The 19,835-nt window shown below is 56.4% G+C and carries 17 protein-coding genes and 1 pseudogene; 1 reads left to right on the forward strand and 17 read right to left on the reverse strand.

Going from position 1 to position 19,835, the window contains the following annotated elements; all coding sequences use genetic code 11:
- Nucleotides 1-125 precede the first annotated feature (125 nt).
- The 5 genes from H7C18_RS26555 to H7C18_RS26575 all read right to left on the reverse strand — a co-directional run bounded on the left by H7C18_RS26555 (nt 126) and on the right by H7C18_RS26575 (nt 5,387).
- A complete protein-coding gene (locus tag H7C18_RS26555; protein WP_185132148.1) occupies nt 126-1,205 on the reverse strand; it encodes an NAD(P)H-dependent flavin oxidoreductase in 1,080 nt (359 codons plus the stop codon).
- A 374-nt stretch (nt 1,206-1,579) separates the two neighbouring features.
- The gene (locus H7C18_RS26560) at nt 1,580-2,047 is read right to left on the reverse strand and encodes a phage tail protein (RefSeq protein WP_185132149.1); all 468 of its coding nucleotides are present in this window, start codon (nt 2,045-2,047) and stop codon (nt 1,580-1,582) included.
- Between the two features lie 58 nt (nt 2,048-2,105).
- The gene (locus H7C18_RS26565; protein ID WP_185132150.1) at nt 2,106-3,527 is read right to left on the reverse strand and encodes a phospholipase D-like domain-containing protein; all 1,422 of its coding nucleotides are present in this window, start codon (nt 3,525-3,527) and stop codon (nt 2,106-2,108) included.
- Between the two features lie 22 nt (nt 3,528-3,549).
- The gene (locus H7C18_RS26570; RefSeq protein WP_185132151.1) at nt 3,550-4,476 is read right to left on the reverse strand and encodes a phosphotransferase family protein; all 927 of its coding nucleotides are present in this window, start codon (nt 4,474-4,476) and stop codon (nt 3,550-3,552) included.
- Complete coding sequence (locus H7C18_RS26575) at nt 4,473-5,387, reverse strand: LysR family transcriptional regulator (RefSeq protein ID WP_185132152.1); 915 nt, start codon at nt 5,385-5,387, stop codon at nt 4,473-4,475. Before H7C18_RS26575 ends, H7C18_RS26570 begins: the two co-directional genes overlap by 4 nt.
- Before the next feature lie 112 nt (nt 5,388-5,499).
- On the opposite strand from H7C18_RS26575, the gene H7C18_RS26580 reads away from it, so the two are divergent.
- A complete protein-coding gene (locus H7C18_RS26580; RefSeq protein ID WP_185132153.1) occupies nt 5,500-6,519 on the forward strand; it encodes an alpha/beta fold hydrolase in 1,020 nt (339 codons plus the stop codon).
- Nucleotides 6,520-6,551: 32 nt separating this feature from the next.
- On the opposite strand, the gene H7C18_RS26585 is transcribed toward H7C18_RS26580, so the two are convergent.
- The 12 genes and pseudogenes from H7C18_RS26585 to H7C18_RS26640 form a co-directional block, all read right to left on the reverse strand.
- Complete coding sequence (locus H7C18_RS26585) at nt 6,552-8,297, reverse strand: cache domain-containing protein (protein WP_185132154.1); 1,746 nt, start codon at nt 8,295-8,297, stop codon at nt 6,552-6,554.
- On the reverse strand, nt 8,294-9,064 hold the full coding sequence (locus H7C18_RS26590) for a response regulator transcription factor (protein ID WP_185132155.1): 771 nt from the start codon (nt 9,062-9,064) through the stop codon (nt 8,294-8,296). Before H7C18_RS26590 ends, H7C18_RS26585 begins: the two co-directional genes overlap by 4 nt.
- Before the next feature lie 24 nt (nt 9,065-9,088).
- The gene (msrB, locus tag H7C18_RS26595; RefSeq protein ID WP_185132156.1) at nt 9,089-10,258 is read right to left on the reverse strand and encodes a peptide-methionine (R)-S-oxide reductase MsrB; all 1,170 of its coding nucleotides are present in this window, start codon (nt 10,256-10,258) and stop codon (nt 9,089-9,091) included.
- Between the two features lie 66 nt (nt 10,259-10,324).
- Nucleotides 10,325-10,885 carry a TlpA family protein disulfide reductase gene (locus H7C18_RS26600; RefSeq protein WP_185132157.1) on the reverse strand — a complete coding sequence of 187 codons (561 nt, stop codon included), beginning with the start codon at nt 10,883-10,885 and terminating at the stop codon, nt 10,325-10,327.
- 26 nt (nt 10,886-10,911) lie between these two features.
- Nucleotides 10,912-11,622, reverse strand: coding sequence for a cytochrome c biogenesis CcdA family protein (locus tag H7C18_RS26605; RefSeq protein ID WP_202887486.1), 711 nt, complete (start codon nt 11,620-11,622; stop codon nt 10,912-10,914).
- A gap of 247 nt (nt 11,623-11,869) precedes the next feature.
- Nucleotides 11,870-12,136 (reverse strand): annotated as a pseudogene (locus tag H7C18_RS26610) (hypothetical protein); the annotation flags it as partial.
- 47 nt (nt 12,137-12,183) lie between these two features.
- Nucleotides 12,184-13,185, reverse strand: a complete 1,002-nt coding sequence (locus tag H7C18_RS26615) for an ROK family transcriptional regulator (protein ID WP_185132158.1) — start codon at nt 13,183-13,185, stop codon at nt 12,184-12,186.
- Between the two features lie 167 nt (nt 13,186-13,352).
- Nucleotides 13,353-15,992: a glycosylhydrolase-like jelly roll fold domain-containing protein gene (locus tag H7C18_RS26620; protein WP_185132159.1), complete on the reverse strand. Its 2,640-nt coding sequence runs from the start codon at nt 15,990-15,992 to the stop codon at nt 13,353-13,355.
- A gap of 28 nt (nt 15,993-16,020) precedes the next feature.
- Nucleotides 16,021-17,013, reverse strand: coding sequence for an alcohol dehydrogenase catalytic domain-containing protein (locus H7C18_RS26625; protein ID WP_185132160.1), 993 nt, complete (start codon nt 17,011-17,013; stop codon nt 16,021-16,023).
- Between the two features lie 12 nt (nt 17,014-17,025).
- Nucleotides 17,026-17,976: a zinc-dependent alcohol dehydrogenase gene (locus H7C18_RS26630; protein ID WP_185132161.1), complete on the reverse strand. Its 951-nt coding sequence runs from the start codon at nt 17,974-17,976 to the stop codon at nt 17,026-17,028.
- Between the two features lie 56 nt (nt 17,977-18,032).
- Nucleotides 18,033-18,902 (reverse strand): carbohydrate ABC transporter permease, encoded by an 870-nt coding sequence (locus H7C18_RS26635; protein ID WP_185132162.1) that lies wholly within the window; start codon nt 18,900-18,902, stop codon nt 18,033-18,035.
- A gap of 19 nt (nt 18,903-18,921) precedes the next feature.
- A complete protein-coding gene (locus H7C18_RS26640; RefSeq protein WP_185132163.1) occupies nt 18,922-19,818 on the reverse strand; it encodes an ABC transporter permease in 897 nt (298 codons plus the stop codon).
- Between the last annotated feature and the right edge of the window lie 17 nt (nt 19,819-19,835).

The following is a 19,835-nucleotide window of genomic DNA, read 5'->3' on the forward strand; positions in this document are numbered from 1 at the left end:
CATCGCTCCTGCGTATCCCATTTATCGGTATCTTAGTCCTAGGTTTTGATAGGTAAATGGATATTTTCTCGAAAAATAACAAGGAAATTAGTGAAAGCGTTATCAAATGTTGGTATAATGTAGTTTTATGAACCGATTAAATCCGCGGCTTGCTTCATGATTCGGTCTATGATTTGTTGGGCCGTATCCTCCGGCGTCAGCATTCGGGTCCCCTGGCCCGCCCACAAGGACAAATACTCCGCCTGCTGCTGCATGCTTGCCGCATTGCGGATATCGCGGGTCACGGTATTTTGCGCGGGAAAAGCGAGAGGCGATATTCCGCTTGCCTCCCATTGCCGAATAAACGCGTTGGCGATGCCGCGGGCCGGCCTTCCCGAGAATGCCTTGGTCAGCACCGTGCTTTCTTCGTCGCTTGCAAGCAGCGCTTTTCGATAGGCTGCGTTGGTTCCGGCTTCGATGGCGGTCAAGAAGCGCGTCCCCATCTGCACCCCTTGCGCGCCAAGCGCCAAAGCCGCCGCCAGGCCTCTGCCGTCCATAATCCCGCCCGCCGCGATAACGGGAATCGTTACTTGATCCGCAATCTGCGGGACGAGCGCCATCGTTCCGATATTCGCTCCCATCGGATGAGCATCAAGGGCGAAGGTACCGCGATGGCCCCCCGCTTCGCTGCCTTGGGCGACGATCGCGTCGCAGCCCGACTCCTGCGCAAGCTTCGCTTCCCGTACGGTCGTCGCCATGGCGACGACCCGATGCCCGGCCGATTTTGCCGCGAGCATACAGGAAGCCGGCAATACGCCGAAAGCCGTGCCGATGACAGGCACCTTCTCCTCCAGCAGCACTTCAAACTGCTGTTCGAACCGATACGGCGTATGCACTTCGTTATCCGTTGCGCCGGGAATCCCAAGATGACGGCGCATCTTGTTCAGCTCGCTCTGAACTTCACGAATTCGCGCGTTATCGTCGCCAGGTTGATAGACGAACAAATTCACGCCGAAGGGAGCCGCGGTCCGTTCCCTAATTCGGCGAATGGCCTCCCGGATGTCTTCCGGCTCCATATAGGCCGCCCCGAGCGTGCCGAGTCCGCCCGCCTCGGAGACGGCCGCCGTCAGTTCGGGCGTCGACGGCCCGCCTGCCATTCCGGCGAGAAAGAGCGGATAGCGGATCGCAAATTGCTCGCACAACGCGGTTTGCAATGTGATTTTCATAGAATATCATCCTATCTTGTTTGATCGTATCTTCGCATTCTTCCGTCTAATGTTTCCCGGGACGAGGCTGCGGATTCATCATACAATGAGGCGGATATTCTGTAAAATGCATATCCAAGATGACGTCCATCCGGTTATGTGATGGCGAATCCGAAAAAGAAGCACTCCAACGACGCCCTGACAGGCGATCCTTGGAGCGCTTCTTCTGCCCGCGAAGTTTTTCGTCTCTTGGCTCAGAGCTTTATAGCGCTTTCCGGCTACCTTCAAAATGAACGTGCAAAACCTCCATCCCCCTCTTGATTCATGAGGATGAAAGTTTACATTCTCTTCCGGAAGTCGGCACTCTCCGAATGGGCCGATGAAGTGTTATTGATTTAATATTCTCCTTTGATGACAAAAAACGAGCCGCGAATCGTTCCGGCCAGTTTGGACTTCTGGGTGGCAAACTTAAACTTCGCTTCTGCCAGCTCCTTCGGTACTTCCATCCCCTCGGAAAGCTTGAAGCCGACCGCGCGCTTCTTCGGATCGTCAATCGTATACAACACGTTGACCTCAAGTCCGTCCTCATAAAAGACGAAGGTCCAATCGATATTTTCCACTTGAAGGCGCGACGTCTCCAAGGGCTTGGCCGCAAATTCAAGACCTCGTTCTTCTTTCAAAATGCGGTTTACATAGATCAGGGTATCCTGGCTTTCGCCAGCGGGTACAACCGTAAATTCGCGCTTGTATTTGTTCATGAAATAACGGGCTTCATTCGCGCGCAATCCGGCAAGCGCTTCCGCCACGGGCGAAGACTCCAAACCAATCGTAGACACATTTTTGAAATCAACGGCATAGGACATGTGCATCGCTCCTTTCCTGACACCAAATGGTGTCTTGATTATAGGACACTATATGGAGTCATGTCAACAGGAACGATAGTTCCAATCCGTATTCCGCCGGATTCAGTTCGAAGGCGAGCCCCTGCCATGCGAAGTCTCCGCTCTCTCCCCTCCGCCGGTTCTCTCCGGCGATGGTTCGGTAAAGCCGCAGCGCCTCGCGATCGTCCATCCCGGACGTATCCCGGTCCAAATGCTCGGAGAGCAGTTGGCCGCGCAGCGCGCGAACGGCCTCCGGGTTCCAGAACGTCGCATTCAGCTCCGTATGGCCGTAAAGCGAATTCGAATGAAGATTGCAGGAGCCGATCGTCGCCCAAGCGTCGTCGATCAGCATGATTTTGGCATGCACATAGATGCTGCCGCGTCCCCCGTCTCCGTTCGGCCCGGCTATGCCGGCTAGCGTAAAGCGCTCGTATCGTCCGAGCGCTTCCATGTGTTCGAAGAAGCTTCGCTTGTCCGGATTTTTCCGGTATTCCCGCACATGCCCTTCCGGCTCGGCCGGCACAAGCAGCACCACCTCCACTCCGCGCCGCAGAGCCTCCTCCAGATGTGCCGCTATTTCCGGAACCGGAATGGCCTGATTCTCGATGTAGACGGAGCGGCGGGCGGCGTCGATCGCCTGCTTGTACTGTTCCAGAAGAGTCCGCTCACCTTCCGCTAAGCCGAAGGGTTTGCCTCCTGGAGTCGGCTGACTGCCGTAATAGCGTTCTTTGTATACGTTCCGCTGCATTTGCAGCAAAATGTCGCCTCGCGCGGCGGATATACGATCGGGGAAAGCCATGACCTCGTCTGCTCCGCCGCCCCACGTCCCGTCCCGCTCCCTTCTCTCGCTGGCCTCGTTCCACCGCTGGACGAAGTTGTGATGAACGTCGGTTGCGGAAGGGCCGCTCACTTCGACGTAGATATCGTGGCGATGCCCTATGCCCGCATGGCCGGGTTCAAAGGTTCCGTAGGTCGGATTGATTCCGCCGACGAAGGCGGTCTCGGACGGATGGCCCGCATCGATCAGCCAAAATTTTTGGTGTTGGCAGTAGTAGCCGTAGGCGCGGTCCCAGCGGGCCTTCAGCCGCGGTCCGCGCGTTGCGAGCCATTCGCGGTCGGCCGGGGTTCCCGCGAAGGCTTGGCCGTAGCCGCTGCTCTCCGGATTCGGACGCCAGAAGACGATGCGGACGTCGACACCCCGCGCGGCCGCGCGGTCCAGCACGTCAAGCAGCGTCCCGCGGCCGTCCGGCATTTGATAATCCGGCGCCCAGAACGTAACGGACAGCCAGACACTGACCTGCGCCGCTTCGACGGCCTCGCAGATGCGCCGGAAAGCGGGAGCGGAGTCCACGAGCGGACGAACCGCATTTCCGCTCCGGACGGGGTACGAAGCATTCTCGACGAACGGGATATACGGCTCTTGCACGACGTTCGGCTTTTCCTCGCTATGTGCCTGTTTCATCAACGATCGCTCCTTTTGAAAGCTAATCTTCCAGGTTCAAAAGAAATCGGCGCGTGCTTTGATAGGCCTCCTGCCATCCCATCTTCGCGTAGAAGCGAAGCCCGTCGAGCCCCTTGAAATAATAGGCGCCGTACAGCCGCTCTTTGAAATCCGGAATCGCAACGCCGGCTTTCTCTTGACGGTCTCGGTATGCCTGAACGACGCCGCCCCACGGCATATGCCGGTCGAGAATCGCAAGGTCCACGAGAAAATCGCCGTACAGGCAGTTGCCGTCGATAATGCCGGTAATCCGCTCGCCGTCCGTCAACATATTCCATTGGTGAAAATCTCCGTGGATAAAGCTTCTATACGGCTCATTATACGGGACGTAGGCCAGCATGCGGGTATAGATTTCTTCGAAAACGTCTCTCTCCAAGCAAGACGTCCGATAGAGTTCATGCCAATTGTCCCAGAACGTCCCCGTTTGATCTTCCGCATAGACGGCAACGGCAAAGTCTTTCCAGGACGCGTAGGCTCCGTTGCCGTCAGGCCGGATCCACCCATACCCGTTCGTTGCCCCGACATCCGCATCGGCCAGGCTCGTCAAGATGCCGATCAGTTCCGGCAATAGACGGGCTTGCTCCTCTGCCGTGTATTCGGCGAGATTGCGCCCTTCGATTCGCTCCATGATCACGTAGGCCAACCGGCCGGTTTTCCCGAGCGCCATACATTTCGGAACAGGAATGCCCCGGCCCGACAGCAAGCCGGAGACAAAACGTTCCGTCTCGTACGCGCCGGCCAGATCGCTGAATTTCAAGACATAGCCTCTGCCATCGTGGACGAACGAAAACGCGCTGCTCAGGTTGCCGCCGGCGAGCGGCGCAATCTCGGCCGCGCCCGGTCCGAGGTGATTTCGCAGCACTTCCTCGATCTCGCTCCTCGTCACGTTCGGCTTCTCGTAAGCCGTCATGGTTTCATCTCCTCTTCATCGGAATGGTTGCCGAGAACCTCCCTTGCCGCTTCTATGAAAGCCGACACGATTGGCGAAAGCCACTTGTCCTTATGCCATAGCATCTGGGTATGCACGTGCAGGTCCGGAATTTGCCAGGGAAGAGCAACAAGCTCGCCCCGCCCGACTTCGGCTTTCGCCGTTATTTCAGGCAGAAAGGCAATTCCGATTCCCGTAATGGCGCATTGTTTAATGGCTTCGGCATTTTGAAACTCCAAATACGTAATGCTGTCGACACCCTCTTTCTCAAAAGACCGATCAAACAGGGTTCGGTACGTACAACCCTTTTCGTTCGTCAGGAACACTTCTCCGTGAAAATCCTCGAGCTGCAGTACCGTTCGTTTCGCAAGCGGATGGTCCGGAGCGGCGAAAAAGCGGAACGTTTCTTCCAGCAACGGTTCGACTGCAAGACCCGTTGAGCGAATAGGCTCGTCCAGCATAAAGACGACATCCGCGGTTCCCTCAAAGAGCGTTTGCTTGAGCTGCTGATTGGATACGGAGCGGAAGATGAGACGCGCTCCCGGATAGCGCGAACGAAACCGATGAAAGACGCCTGGAAGCCGATAGGCGCAAAGAACCTCGTTGGCGCTTATCGTTAGGGTGCCGCTTAGATTTTCATTGTCATGAACGACGCTGCGAGCTTCGTCCAATTTGTTTAGTACGTCTTGGATATGAGTTAAGAAGCGGTTGCCCGCAGTTGTGAGAACGAGCTGCTTGCCCAAGCGATCAAAGAGACGAACGCCAAGCTCATCCTCCAATGCTTTCATTTGCATCGTGACGTTGGAGGGGACGTAGCTCAGCGCTTCCGCAGCCCGACTGAAATTTAAAGTGGATGCGACCGTGCGGAACGTATTCAGTTGGCGCAACTCCATCGTCAGCTCCCCCTTTTGCTGTCAATGATATTGAATGTTGCTTTGAATTTCATTCACTTTTATTGAGGGTATCACAGATCTATACTACTAACAAGAAGGGAGAGATCATGCGATGGATTATGAGATTTTTGATTTGGGCGACGTAACCTTGCAATCGGGAGCGACGTTACCGGACGCTTTTCTTGCTTATAAGACTTATGGAACATTAAATGAAAAGAAAGATAATGTCATCGTCTATCCGACTGCTTTCGGCGACCGGCATGTTCAGAATGAATGGCTGATTGGAAACGGCATGGCGCTGGATCCTCGGAAATACTTCATTATCGTTCCCAATCTGTTGGGCAACGGTTTATCTTCGTCTCCGAGCAATACGCCTCCCCCTTTCGATCGGGCACATTTTCCGCAGGTAACCATTTATGACAACGTTCAATTCCAGCATCGGCTGGTGACCGAAAAATTCGGCATTCGAAAAATCGCTCTCGTAGTCGGATGGTCGATGGGTGGCATTCAAGCGTTCCAATGGGGGGCAAGTTACCCGGACATGGTGGAACGAATTGCGCCCTTCGCCGGAGTTGCCAAGACATGGCCCCATACGTTTATGGTCTTGGACGGAATGAAAGCTTCGCTCATGGCTGCAGTCGGCTTCGATTCAAGTAAACTTAACCGATTGACTTCGGAAGACATGCGTGCCGTCGGCCGTGTCTATGCGGGATGGGGAGTCTCGCAGGCGTTTTATCGAGAGGAACTTTATCGTGAGCTGGGATTTGACACATTGGCGGATTTTGTAGCCGGCGTCTGGGAAGGCAGCTTTATGAAGATGGATCCGCACAATGTCCTGGCCATGTTATGGACAGGCCAAAATGCGGATATTAGCGCAAACCCCTCCTATAACGGAGATTTCGATAAGGCGCTCAAAAGCATCCAAGCGCTCGCCTGCGTCATGCCGGGGAGTACGGATCTCTTTTGCACGGCGGACGATAACGAATACGAGGCCAAGCTTATCCCTCACGCTGTTTTGAATCCGATCCCGTCGATCTGGGGACATTTTGCCGGCCGCGGAATCAACAGGGACGATAATCAATTTATTGACGACAACCTTAAGCGTTTGTTAGCCTTGCCCAGATCCGTTTGAGCAAGACAAATTCAAGGATGGACGCTAGAAAATTAATGCGGAATGACGATCTTCGCCGTCGTCCCTTCCCCGGGACGGGAGTCGATCCGGACGCCGTACTCGGGCCCGTAATACAACTTGAGCCGATCGTCGACGTTGCGGATGCCCACGCCGCCCAGCTTGGGCGGCGCGAGAGAGCCTGCGCTATCGGGAAGCTCGTCGGCTTCGGCTCCCTTTCGCTTAAGGCGCAACGAGGGATCGAAGCCGACGCCGTCGTCCCGCACGATGAACATCACATTGCCGTCGCCGTCGCGGCCGCAGCGGATCTCCACCAGCCCGGGCCCGTCCTTCTCGCGGATGCCGTGATAAATCGCGTTTTCGATGAGCGGCTGCAGGATGATCTTGGGAATGACGCGCTCCGACAGTTCGCGGTCCCAGTCGATCCGATACTGCAGCTTCTCGCCGTACCGTTCCTTCTGGATAAACAAATATTGGGCCGCATGGTTCATCTCGCTCTCGATCGTCGTCGTCTCGCTGCCGCCGCTGAGCGACAGTTGAAAAAACTTGGCCAGCGCCTTCGTCGTCGAGATGACGCGATCGCTCTCGTTGAATTCCGCCATCCAGACTATCGTGTCCAGCGTATTGTAGAGAAAATGAGGATTGATCTGGCTGTGCAGGACGCTCAGCTCGTAGCCGCGCAGCGCCTTCTCCTTCGCCTCCACTTCCCGCATCAGCCGCCGAACTTCGAGCACCGTCGCGTTGAATTGCTGGGCGAGTCCCTGCACCTCCGTCAAGCCCGTCTCCGCGACGCTGACCTCCAGCGAGCCGCTCTTCATCTTCGCCATCGCCTGCTGCAGCCGATGGATCGGCCGGGTAATGCCCTTGGCCAGGAACGGAGCCGCCGCCAGGATAAGCAGCAGCAGGCCGATGCCGACGATGGCGATGGAGCGCATCAACTGGTCGCGGATCTGCCGCAATCCGTCCAGCGAGTTGACGCCGACCAGCGTCCAGTCGGTACCCGGCAGCTTCGTTTGGTACACCAGCCTGTTCTGCGAAGGAATGTAGCCTTTCTCCGTCTTGACGATGTCTCTCAGCCGGGCCTGCTTATCCGCGTCGGTGAAGTACGCGGGATCCTTATGGTAGACGATGCCGCCCTTGCTGTTGATAATGAACGCGAACCCTTGCTTGCCGAGGTCCAGGTCGTTCAGGAAGCTCTCGATTCCCCTGTACTCGATGTCCAGAAGCACGACGCCGAGATTGCCGCCGTCGGCATCTTTGATCTCCTGACTCATGGAGATGACCCAATTGTTCTTGTCCATCGAAAAATTTTGCATCCGCGCCGAGGTCAGTGCCGGCATGCTGCTGTTGATCGCGGCGACATACCATGGCTCGTTCATCATGTCGGAGGAACGCGTCATGTTCAGCTTTTTCTCGTTGGAGAGCACGTAGCCTTCCTTGCCGACGACGATGACCGACTTGATGTTGGGGTCGGAGGTCAGCACGGTGTCGATAAACTGCAATACGCCCTGCTCCCCGTTTTGCGTCGGGGAAGAGAGCGCCTGAATCGTCTGGGGATTATGGGCAAGCAGGGTGGACAGCACCTTGAGCCGTTCCACGTACATTTCCACGAGCGTCCCGCTCTTGGAGATCGCCATCTGCGACGAGCGGATCGAATCGTTCAGCACCACTCTGGAGATGCCGACGTACAGAACGGCTCCCATGATAACGATCGTCACGAAGCTGATCAGCGCATACACCCATGAGATACGGAACTGGAGGGAACGTGGAAATCGGCTCACGGATGCTTCGTCCTTTCCCGGTATTGAAGGGGCGACAGCCCGAATTTTCTTTTGAAGGCGGCGCTGAAATAGTTCGGATTGTCGAAGCCGAGCGCCGCCGAGATCTCGTACATCTTCATGTCGGTCATGAGCAGCTGGAGCTTGGCGCGCTCCAGTCGTACGGACAGCACATAATCCTGAAAAGCGACATTGAACAGCCGCTTGAACAGCACGCTCATATAGCCGGGACTGAAGCCCTGCCGTTCGGCAAGCGCGGTCAAGTTGAACTCCGGATTGCCGATGTTGTCCTCGATCGACTGGGCGATCGCGGTTTTGGCGTCGGATTCGTCGGGATTCCCGCGGGCCGACATCATCTCGCCGACCAGAAGCCGCAATTCCGACTGCTGCCGTTCGGCGCGCAGTTTGTCGACCAGCTTGCGGAGCACCTCGTACACGTCGCCCCTCGACACCGGCTTCAGCACGTAGTCGTCGATGCCGAGCTTCAGCGCGGTCACCGCGTAATCGTAATAGTCGTAGCCGGTAATGACGGCGATCTTGACGCCGGTCCGGCTCTCCTTGGCCTTGGCGGCCAATTCCAGTCCGCTGAGCTTCGGAATGTTGATGTCGAGCAGCACGAGATCGGGCTGGTGGGCGAGGAAGAGCCGAAGCCCTTCCTCCCCGTTGCCCGCTTCCAGGATGGTCGTGATGCCGAACTCCTCGAACGGAACGAGCCGCCGGATGCCGGTTCTGACCAGCTCTTCGTCCTCCACGATCAGCAGCGTGTACATCGGCAAATTCCCCTTAAGCTAACCTTATTTGACGGCCGCGGTCAAATAGCCGTAGCCGTCCTTCTCCATGTCCGCAAGCGGGACGAACCGGATCGAGGCGCTGTTAATGCAGTATCTTTTCCCGTCTTTATCCTCCGGGCCGTCGTCGAACACATGGCCCAGATGGATATCGCCGACCCGGCTGCGCACTTCGGTGCGCACCATATTGAAGCTTGTATCTTCATGGTAGGTTACGACGTCCGGATCGATCGGCTTCGTGAAGCTGGGCCAGCCGCAGCCGGCATCGTATTTGTCGCTGCTGGAGAACAGCGGTTCGCCTGTCGCCACGTCGACATAGATGCCGGGATCGAAGTTATCCCAATACTCGTTGGAGAACGCCGTTTCCGTGTCATTGAGCACGGCGACCGCATATTGGGCGTCCGTCAGCTTCGTCTTCAGCTCAGCGTCGCTCGGCCGCGAGTACAGTGAAGGATCGACCTTCACCGGCTTGTCGTTCACCTGGTCCAGCACGGACAAGTCGACGTGGCAGTAGCCGTCCGGGTTTTTGTCCAGATAGTTCTGGTGGTATTCCTCGGCGAGATAGTAGTTCTGCAGCGGAAGCACTTCCGTGACGATCTTCTTCGAATACTTCTTCTGCTCCTTGGCGACGACTTCGTTGATGACGGGCAGATCGGCTTTGTCGGTGTAATAGATGCCCGTCCGGTAATTGATGCCGACGTCGTTGCCCTGCTTGTTCACGCTCGTCGGATTGATGACCTTGAAGAAGTCGGTCAGCAGCTCGGGCAGCGGCAGCCTGGCCGGATCATACTTGACCTCGGCCGTCTCGGCAAAGCCTCGGTCGCCGCGCACGACGTCCTCGTAAGTCGGATTCTCGCCGGTTCCGTTGGCGTAACCGACGGTGACGTCCTGCACGCCGATAATGCGCTCCACGTAAGCCTCGATGCCCCAGAAGCAGCCTCCGGCCAAATAAATCGTCTTCAGGTTGCTGTGCGAATAATCGATGTTGTCGTTCGGATTCGGCGATCTCGTCGTTGTCGTCCCGCCGTCCGCCTCCGCGGCGGCCGTTACGACGGACGCGCCGGCCCCTTGCTCCGGCGCCGCCGCATTGGACGAATTGCCGGAGTCCGCCCGGCTGCCGCATGCGGACAGCAACAGGACGGAGATTAAAGCACATGCATAAGCGATTCGCTTCACAAGCTTCTCCTCCCCCTATTAAGCCATGTTTTCCCTGCTTGTTGCAACAGATTCGATCCCTGTGCGTCAGGAAATGTGCGTGAATTCCTCCGTAATGGCATCGTTCGTGTTGTGGCCGGGCGAGCTTTTGACGAGCACGCCGTCCGAGCCGATGTACAGAGACGTCGGATAGCCGCGAATGCCGAATTTCTGCGCCAGCTTGCCGTCGTCGTCGAGCAGGACGGTTACGTTGGTGGCCGTATTCTCCGCCTGCAGCCCTTTGAACCATTCCTTGAAATCCTCTTCCGATTGCTCTCCCTTGTAGTTCGGATTGACGATCGTGATGACCTTGAAGTCGTTGTCCTGACCGGCCAGCGTGTTCAATTCGTCCATGCCGGCGAGGCAGATCGGACACCAGGACGCCCAATATTTCACGTATACTTTCTGCCCGGCGAGACTGGCGAGGGACACCTCGTTGCCGTCCACGTCCTTCAGGTCGAACGACGGCGCCGCCGATCCTTTGTTCTTCACCGCCGCGGGACCGGCTGGCAGATCCGTCTCCGGACCTTGGCTCCCGCAGGCGGCAAGCCCGAACAGCATGGCGATCAAGGCGATGGCGGTCGCCGCCAGCTTCCATTTCCTGCTCATGGTAACTCCTCCTTGTCGATAAAGCGTCAGATCGCCGTGACGATGCGGTCCAGGTCGTTGGTCATCAAGAGCGCGCCCATGACGATGAGAAGAATGCCGGACACGATCTTCACGGCGGTCGTATAACGGTTCAGCCTCCTTAGCCGCCCAAGCAGCAAATCCGAGCACAGCGCCAGAATGAGGAACGGAATGGCGAGGCCGAGGGCGTATACGATCATATAGCCGCCGCCCTGCCAGGCCGAGCCTTCGCCCGCCGACAGGCTGAGCACCGCCGTCAGCACCGGCCCGATGCACGGCGTCCAGCCGAAGCTGAACGTAAAGCCCAGCAGCAAGGAAGCGGCGAAGCCTTTTTTGCCGCTCCAATCGACCGACCATCTGCGCTCCCGCTGCAGGAACGGCAGCCGGATCACGCCCGTCTGGAAAATCCCGAACGCGATGACGAGCAGACCGCACGCCCGCATGAACCAGGACGCGTTGATAACATTACCCAGCGCACCCGCACCGAAGCCGAGCAGGACGAACACGAACGAGACGCCGAGGACAAAAAACATCGTATTGCCGATCAGCGCCGGATGAAGCCGCAGCCGGCCGAACATGACCGCCTTGTTCCGATCCCCGGGCGCAGTGCCGCCTAGCTGTGCGATGTAGACGGGCAGCAGCGGCAGAATGCAGGGGGAGAAAAACGAGAAGATGCCGGCCAGAAATACGCTTCCAACAAAGACCTGCTCCGTCAACATGGCGTCTCCTCCTTCTTACAGCAAGTGTACGACTTGGCCGGCCGGAAGACGATGCATTCTCATGATCGGAATCTGTGATTTGATCATCTGCTTCGCACATCAAAAAGTCCCCGCTCTCCCCCGGGGACTTCTTTTTTTCGTGATCCTTACTATTTGGACATCCGTTATATGGGAGGCAATACGGGAGAAATAAGCCAAATGAAGCAAAGCAGGAAGGCACCCGGACGGATGCCCTTGCTCATTCCGTTTAAGATCCTTCAGCTTGCGATATTTCTGCTCCTCTGACGGCGTTCGTATTTTTGATCTTGCGGTTAACGCTCTCCGAACTCATCCACATGGCAAACAGGAATGCAACCAAAATAAACGGAAAGAAGGCGATGCTCGTATGGGTTGCGATGAAACCGAAGAGCGGCGGAAGAACGGTCGAGCCCGTGTAGGCGACAGCCATTTGATACCCCATGAGCTTTGCGGAATTTTCTTTCCCGAACCGGGCCGGAGTCTCATGCAGAAGTCCCCGTGCATCTCCTTCAGAGAGGCCGTCGATCACGCCTCATCCCTTCATCATTCCGCAACCATCTGCTCGAGCGCCAAATATTGCAAGCCGGCTAAATAATCCTGTCTCCAATTGCTCATGATGAGGGCCGGCAAATGCTCGCGCGGAATATACGCGGCGCTCCTGTCGGCGATCCGGGCCAAGAGAGATTCGTCCACCTCGTCGTCGCAGAACACGACCGCCTGAGGATTGGTAATGGCGGCGAACGTCGCGATTAAACGGGCGACGGCATCGATCTGATTCTCCTCGGTCAGAACGACCCGGCTATTGGGCTTCCCTTGCTGCAGAGCTTGCAGGAAGGAGCGGTTATCATACTGCGGAACGAAGGAAATCTCGCCCGAGAAAAACGTACTCCCCCGCACCACGTCTCCATTGATCATAATTCCGGAGCCGGGTCCGTTCTGCCCGAAATATAGATACACCAGCGATTCGTTCTCGATCTCCAGCTTCGTCGCGTAACCAAGCACAGAGGCGTTCATATCGTTCTCGACCACGACCGGGATTTGGAACTGGGACTCGAACATCTCTTTTAAATCGTAATCCGTGAACTGCGTGTAAGGGATAAAGATGATTTTCCCGTTGTTTACCGCGCCGGGCACTCCGATTGCAATGGAACGAAGCTTGGGATATTTCTCGATCAAGGACTCAATGACATCCGCCAGCTTTTGCGTATCTTGCTGCAGTATGCTTGGCAATGTGCCTTGTTCCTTGATCTCGCCGACGCAATTAAAGACCGAATAATTCGTCTCCGATTTCTCGATAAAGATCGCCAGGCCCAACATATATTCGGGATCGTAGGTGAACCGCTTGGCTCTCCTGCCTCCGCTGGAATCGTCATCGCCCGCGTACCGGATTTCTCCGTCCTCTTCCATCTGCGCCAGAAACTTGCTGATCGTCGGGAAGCTGATTCCCAGCCTCTGGCTGAGCTCGGCCTTTGTGGCGCTTCCCATCGTAATGAGTCCCGCGCGAATGCGATGAACAATCGCTTTCTTCATCTCTTTTGGCGTCATGTTCCGGATGCTCCTTCATTCGTTAATCGCGAGACTTATTAAATCATTTTAATAAGTTAGGATCATCTTAGCAGAAACAGCTGGAGCGAACAATAGCCTTTCGCAAAAAAAGAAAAAACCGCGCAGGAGCGCGGATGGATAGGAATATCGTTTTGTCCTTCGACAGATTAGCTCCTGTTATCGATGAGCCGAACGGGGCCGATCAAACCGCTGGGTTCCCACTGGGCAAAACGGGAAAACGGATCGGACACCTTCTTCGCAAGGGTGTTGGTGACTTCGATAACGATTGTATTTGAACCTTCACGCAGCCGGCTGCCGACTTCAAATCGGTAAGGCGGACAGATGGCAATGCCTGCCGCCCTATCATTGACCCAGACTTGCGCCGTCTCGCAGACTTCGCCCAGATCCAACCATACCGGTCCTTCTGCCGGGGTCCAGTCCAATTGCGACTCGTATCGGAAGGTGCCGGAAAAAGCGGGAAACCTGCCGGGAGCGCTCATATCCTGAAGCTCCGTGAGCTTGCCCGCGTGTTGGAACCTGGGATACTGTTCTGAAGAAGCCATGGAGAGCGTCCAGGGTCCTTCAAGGGTTGCGATACTTATGTTCGTTTCCGTATGGATGGCTTCCCTCTTGGCATTGCAGAGTTGCATGACTTCCTTCTCGCCGGCGATAAAGGTTGCCGATTCGTAGGGAGAAAGGTTCAGACTCATACCAAATCGGCCCTGCCGAAACTGCCCGTCGACGAAGAACAGCTCATTGCGAAACGCGTCATATTGGAGAACGTCTCCTGGAGCCGGCAATTCGACCGCCGTCTTTATCTCCTCGTAAGGATGCTCGTTGAAGAACATATGCACGTCGAGATCGGAATGGACGTAATGATAATGCCGCAAATAGGGATGAGCGCCGCTTATCTCGATCTTGCGTACCCCCTGCCCCTTCAATGACGTCGCCAATTCGTCCAACTTCACGCAGCGGACTTTGGATAATTCGGACAAGGTCTCGATGATCTCGGCCACCTCTTCGCCTTCGCTCGATCGAACGGGGTAGCCGTCCACGAATACGAGCGGCAATCCTTGCCTGGCATAGACGAATAAGCGAAGAAACAGATCGCGAGGCAGCGCTTCGCTGTAAGGGATCACCAAACAGTCGAAGGTTTCTTCATGGATGCGGAGCTTCGCCTCTTCCGGAACTGCCGATTCAAGCAGATAATCGATCGGAACGACATCGCAGTCGATCTGATTGCGCAGCAGCTCTTTGACCGGCTTATGAAAGGACATCGATTCCCCGGACCATTCCGCCTCCGCATGGTACAATACGGCGACCGACGCCACATGACGTCCCCCGCTGAGCAAGTGGGCCATCCGATTCGTGTATTCATTCAGGATGCGGTAATAGCGGAATTGCGGATTTTGCCCTCGGGCATACAGATGAGGAGGACAGTCCGGATCGGGAAACTCCTTCTGGGAGAACGCATGAGGGATGAAGTGATTGACGCCCCGCACCAGCATGTGATCGGTCATCCATTTCATCAGCTTCAACCCTTCGGCCCAGCCGTAAGCGCCGAACACCTCGGCGACGGTTCTTCCCTTTTTCTTCGGGTCAAGGTGTCCGAGCGAGGAAGCCAGCTTTGCCAAGCCGTAGTGGAAAAATTCGCTGTCCGTCTCCCCCGCGCACCAGGTGAACGGCGTTTCGTCGAAGCCCGGCACGAGCTGCCACAGCACGACATCGACGCCCGACATGTCCTGTCCCCGGAGCGCCCGGAAGAAATGACCGGCACCGACGCCCAATCGGGTATGCGCGTTATTGTCCTCGATCAGGTGACCGATATATTCGACGCCATGGCTTCGGCACCAGTCGCCGATTTGCTCGGCGAAGTGCTTGGCGTACAGCCGGCTGACCAGATCCATATACGTATACCGCAGCGCTTGCGTTCTCTTGCCGCCCTCATGCCAGAGCAGAGGAAGCAGCTTCGCGAACTCCGGTCCGACACGTTCGCGCAGCAAGGCATGCAGCTCCCCGCTCCACGGCAGCGGCATGCTCTTCCCCAGCTTCGAATCGAAGCCCGGTGCAGGATCGTTGTAGAAGCCCGGCTCGTCGGAGAAGAAGCCCGCGAACGTCTTGCCGAAATCCTCCCTGTACCGTTCATAGAATCGTTCGTATACCGTGTCGATCAGCACGCGAACGGATTCCGGGACGATATAGTTCACGTAATCTTGTTTGTTCGGGTCTCCTCCGATCGGCGTTTCCGCCATGACAAAAATACGCCAGAAGCCTTCGGGAACGTCCCAGATCAACCTGTCGCCATGAACGAATTCGCTGACATCCAGCAGTTCCCCCGTCAGTTCGCCGCTTTGAGGATGACGGCGGGCCGCCGTGACTCCGATCAGCTTGTCGTCTTCTTCCTGCCTGTCCAGCCAGCCGGGCTGTCTCAAGGAAAACGAAGCGCTCTTCATCGGGCCGATCGCATCGATATGATGCTCGCGGAGGAACAGCCGGCGCAGCTCTCTCGGCGCCCCGATCAATCGCCCGACGGCGCGTCCGGTCGGATAGTGATCGTCGTCGAATACCCATACTTTCATGCCGCGGCTTCGCGCTTCGTTCAGGATCGCATCCATCGTTTCCCACCATGTCGGACCGACGAAGTCCGGATGGGGACGCGCCTCCACGCAGAGCGCTTGAATTCCCGCCTCCTGAATTCTCGCGATTTCTTCCCGGATCGTCCCTTGGTCTTCGCCGCGCTGCCAAAAAAACGGGAGAATATAGTTGTCCGGACTGCCGTTCAGATTGTCCGACAATCTTGAATTCACTTGCGCCGCCCCCTTCTCTGCCCTGCTTCTATCTCGGCCATTCCAGAATCACGCCCAAGCAAACCTGCTTCGGATCGAGGATCACGCTCCAAGCCTCCGCAGCTTGTTGAACGGGGAAACGATGAGTGATCAAGGGAATTGTCCGAAGCCAGCCTTCTTGAATGGCGGCCAAGGTTGCGTCCATCCGCTGCCCGGTTGCGCCAGACGGACAATGCAAGGTGATCTCCTGCTCGCGAAGCCCCTGGATATCGATGAGTCCTCGCTCGCCGAGGAAGCCCGCGGACACCAAATGACTTTCCCTCGCCATAAGCGGCTGCAGCTCATGGAACGTATCGATGGCGCCAACCGTATCGGCAACGATATGGATTTGCCCCTCGTATTCGGAAAGAGCGGCCGCGGCTTGCTCCTTCTTGGCATTGATCCTGCGAACTTCCGGAGCCAGATAGGCAAGCCGTTCGTCGTGCCGTCCGAGGACGATGACGTCGGCGCCGCGGTGAAGCAAGGTTTGCGCCGTCCATTGACCGACAAGGCCGTCGCCGATGACGACCGCCGTGCTTCCCGGAGCGACCGGCGCCCGCTGCCCGCAGTTATATCCCACCTGGGTCAATACCATCCCGCAGTAGGCCAGAGGATCGGCTCCTTCCGGGAGCTTCCAGACTTGACTGCTGTGGGTGACGGCCGGACTGACATGTCCGCCCGTCGGGAAAACCATCTGTTCCACCTTGCTCGACGTGGCGAATACCCGATCCCCCGGCTTCAGCCCCCGCACTTCCGCCCCCGCATGACGAATCGTCCCGGTCTTCTGATAGCCCGGCACATGCGGAAAGGGAGATGGGTCGCCTTCCTTCCATCTGACTTCGCCGCCTATCCGTTCCTTGCGCAGGAAGGAAGATTCCGTCCCAATGCTGATCCAGGAATAGTCGAGATCGAGGACGACCTCGTGGGGGCCCGGTTCGGGAACGGCAACTTCGCGGAATTCAACCTTCAGCTTATCGGTAAAAACGACCGCTCGCGCTTTCAATCGATCCCCTCCTTATTCAAAGTCCGTCTGCGGATAAAAATACACTTTGATGGCCTGCTGGTTCCTCAGCAGGTCGACCGCTTCGCGATACCGCGCGAACGAACCGTGTACGCTCTGCAGGACTTGGGTGTCGAGCCCTTTATGAACCACAAGATCGAGCAGCAGCTTGCGTTCCTTCTTGCCCAAAGGCTGATAGCGGTAAGACTCCAACCGGGTGCCCTTGAACCACAGCTGCGCCCCGTACTTCACTTCTCCTCGTAACACGCCGAAGATGACGACGTGATCGTCCGTGTGGTCGAGCACGTTTTGCACCGAGGCCGCATCGCCCACGCAGTCGTATCCCAGGTCGAACCGCAGGTCTCCAAGATCTTTCACGTGAACGGCTTCGCACCAGCCCTTCTCCCGAACGAACGCCAACCGCTCCTCGTTCATATCGATTCCGACAACCCGGGAAGCCCCCCACAGCTTCGCGGCCTGAACAGCCAAAATCCCCGCCGGCCCCAGGCCGGATACAAGGATCGATTTGCCCTTGAGATCGGAAAATTGCAGCAATCCGGTCACGACGCATTGAAGCAATTCGAAGGAAGCGGCCTGCTCAAAGGAGATTTCGTCCGGAAGCTTGATCAATTCTTCTTCGCGATAGGCCAAATACTGCGCGTACGCCCCGTTGCCTTCGATGTGATTGAGCGCCGCGACGCGGTCTCCTATCCGAAGCTCCTTCACGCCGCGCCCGACGGCCGCAACGAAGCCGGCCATCTCATGTCCGGGCCAACCGGGAGGCAGCGGATACGCCGGCTCGGAATCAAGCCGGAACATATCCCTTCCGCCCATCATGTTCAGATCCCAGCGCGGACAGGTGCTGACGATCCGGATCTCCACCAGCACCTCATGATCGCCAATGGCCGGAACCTCCAAGTCCACGATCCGATAGTCGTTTTTTCCGATAATTTGCAATGCTTTCATCGCGTCCATCTCTCCCTTTGCGTGAAAATCCAACTTGGTTATTTCATGGTCATGCTCTACCCCTTCACGCTGCCGAGGACGATCCCCTTGACGAAGTATCGTTGAAGGAACGGATAGGCGACCAAAATCGGGGCTGTCGTAACCAAAATTTGGGCCGCTCTCGCGGTACGGTCGGACACTTCCACCAGGTTGTTCAAGTCTCCCTGCTCCATCAACTGCTGCAGCGAAACGTTGACCACGGTTTGCAGATAGCTGGCCAACGGATAATGGTCCGGCGAATTCATGAAGATCAACCCGTCAAACCAGGAGTTCCAATGGAACACCATCGAGAATAAGGCGATCGTCGCGATCGAAGGCGTGGACAAAGGAACGTAAATCCGCCATAACGTCGTCCAATGCCCCGCACCGTCCACGAATGCCGCTTCCTCCAACTCCTTGGGCAATCCCCGGAAGAAGTTCAGCATCAGGACGACAAAAAAAACATTGACCGCGTTGGACAAGGTAAGAGCCCCGATCGAATCCAGCAAGCCCGTATAACGTACGACCATATAGCTCGGAATGAGGCCGCCGTTGAACAGCATCGTAAACACAAAGAACCAGGCAAAAAACGTTCTCGCTCGAAAGGACTTCACTTCTTTGGAGAGCGGATAAGCGATCATGACGCACAGTACAAGATTGATCAGCGTTCCCGCGGCGAGACGCTCGACGGAAATTCCGAACGCGCGGTAAAGCTCCGGCTTCGAGAGAACGTACCGATAAGAATCCAGCGTAAAATCGACAGGCCATAAATCGACCATTCCGGACGTGACCGCGGAATTGGAGCTGAACGATTCGGCCAACACGTGAACGATCGGCAATAGACAGAGCAAGCTTAGTACGATGAAAAAGGCATAGTTGAACAGGTGAAACGACTTATGCGAATTCATTCGGTTGCCCCCGCCTTCGTTAGAAAATCCGGTAGTTCGCGAAACGGTACGCCAGCCAATAAGCAACCGAGATCAGCGGCAGCGAGACGACGGATTTGAACATGCCCAGCGCCGTCGCGACGCCATACTGGGCATCCTCGAATCCGATCCGGTAAACCATCGTATCCAGAATATCTCCGCTCTGGTAGACCACCGGACTGTACAAATTGAAGATTTGATCGAACCCGGCATTCAGTACGTTGCCAAGACTCAACGTCATCATGAGAACGATGGTGGAAGCCAAGCCCGGAAGCGTGATATGCCGCATTTTGCGCAGCCGGCTCGCCCCGTCCAATTCGGCCGATTCATACAACGCCGGATCGATCCCGGTGATCGCGGCCAAAAAGACGATGGTGCCGAAGCCGAATTCCTTCCATACGTCCGATACGACCAATGTCGGTTGGAACCAATGATTGCTTCCGAGGAAAAAAATCGGGTTGATGCCGAGCCCCGCCAATATTCGGTTTACAATCCCGCCATTGGGAGACAAAATCTCGATCAAGATGCCGCCCAAAACGACCCAGGATAGAAAATGGGGCAAATAGATAAAAGTCTGAACCAGCCTCTTCATTTTTTCATGAAGCATCTCGTTCAAAAAGACGGCGACGGCAATCGCAACGATAAGCCCCGCCGCGATTTTCATGCAAGCGATCAAAACCGTATTCCATAACACCTGCTCGAAGCTGGGCAATGCGAACAAGTATTGAAAGTTATCCAGCCCGATCCATTTGGACTTGAAGACGCCCAATGCCGGCACGAATTTCTGAAAGGCGATAACGCTGCCGAGCATCGGAACGTAATTGTAGACGAGAACCAACAAAACGCCCGGAAGGATCAATAAATAAAGAGGCAGCTCCCGCTTCAGCCTGGCATTCATCTCCCGTACACCCCGAT

The sequence above is a fragment of the Cohnella zeiphila genome, assembly GCF_014212055.1.
GTDB classification, from domain to species: Bacteria; Bacillota; Bacilli; order Paenibacillales; family Paenibacillaceae; genus Cohnella; species Cohnella zeiphila.